This is a genomic window from Mycobacterium zoologicum, from assembly GCF_020181635.2.
GTDB lineage: Bacteria > Actinomycetota > Actinomycetes > Mycobacteriales > Mycobacteriaceae > Mycobacterium > Mycobacterium zoologicum.
Window position 1 is genome coordinate 1 of the sequence record NZ_JAYJJS010000077.1, and the last position, 1,472, is coordinate 1,472.

1 protein-coding gene is annotated in these 1,472 nt (G+C 65.4%); it reads left to right on the forward strand.

The features are described 5' to 3' along the window. Positions 1-134 precede the first annotated feature (134 nt). Positions 135-1,439 carry an IS256 family transposase gene (locus K6T84_RS23805; protein WP_006242318.1) on the forward strand — a complete coding sequence of 435 codons (1,305 nt, stop codon included), beginning with the start codon at positions 135-137 and terminating at the stop codon, positions 1,437-1,439. The last annotated feature ends 33 nt before the right edge of the window (positions 1,440-1,472 follow it).

The following is a 1,472-nucleotide window of genomic DNA, read 5'->3' on the forward strand; positions in this document are numbered from 1 at the left end:
GAGCAATGATCAGAACCTGTGGATGACCCTCGGTGGGGCGGCATGAAAGTGGGCGCACCTTCCCGGGGATGATCTGAAGTCCAAGGTTCTCTGATCAAGACCGGCGTTGACGCGCTGGTTGGGAAGGTACGCCCATGCTCACCGTAGTTCACGACACCGATGAGGCCAACGCCAATGACGGCGGTGGTCGGTCGTTGTTGGATGAGATCGTGCGCGACGGCGCCCGGCAGATGCTGGCCGCGGCGCTGAAGGCTGAGGTGGCCGCCTACATCGATGCCCACGCCGGTGAGCTCGATGAGAGCGGTCGCCGGCTGGTGGTCCGCAACGGCTCCCACGCCGGGCGTGAGGTGTTGACCGCCGCGGGCGCGGTGGCGGTGACCGCGCCGCGGGTCAACGACAAGCGTATCGACGCCGATACCGGTGAGCGGCAGCGGTTTTCCTCGGCGATCCTGCCGGCGTGGGCGCGCAAGTCCCCGCAGATGACTGAGGTGCTGCCGCTGCTGTACCTGCACGGCCTGTCGACCAGTGACTTCGGGCCGGCCTTGGAGCAGTTCCTCGGGTCCAGTGCCGGGCTCTCGGCGACGACGATCACACGGCTGACCAGCCAGTGGCAGGAGGAGGCCAAGGCCTTCGGGGCCCGGGATCTGTCGGGCACTGACTTCGTCTACCTGTGGGTCGACGGCATTCACCTCAAGGTCCGCCTCGAGCAGGAGAAGCTGTGCCTGTTGGTGATGATCGGGGTCCGCTCCGATGGCCGCAAGGAACTCGTCGCCCTGGCCGACGGGTATCGAGAATCGACCGAGTCGTGGGCCGATCTGCTGCGGTCGTGTCGCCGCCGCGGGATGATCGCCCCGGTGTTGGCCGTCGGTGACGGTGCACTGGGCTTTTGGAAGGCGATGCGCGAGGTGTTCCCGGCTACCCGCGAGCAGCGCTGCTGGTTTCACAAACAGGCCAATGTCCTTTCCTGCCTGCCCAAATCGGCGCAACCCGGTGCGGTCGCGGCGATGCGGGAGATCTACAACGCCGAGGACCTCGACCACGCGCAGGTCGCGATCAAGGCCTTCGAGATCGACTACGGCGCCAAGTACCCCAAGGCGGTCGCCAAGATCGTCGACGACGCCGACGTGCTGTTGGAGTTCTACAAATACCCAGCCGAACACTGGATCCACTTGCGCACCACGAATCCGATCGAATCAACCTTCGCCACCGTGCGATTGCGGACGAAGGTCACCAAGGGGCCGGGATCCCGCGCGGCCGGAATTGCCATGGCCTACAAGCTTATCGACGCCGCACAAGCCCGGTGGCGGGCAGTCAACGCACCCCACCTGGTCGCCCTCGTCCGTGCCGGCGCCGTCTTCCACAAAGGCAAGCTACTCGAACGCCCCGCCGACATCACACCGCCCGAGCCGGCCGAATCAACCGAAACGGAGGTCGCCTGAAACACCCCGATCCACAGGTATTGACAATTCCTC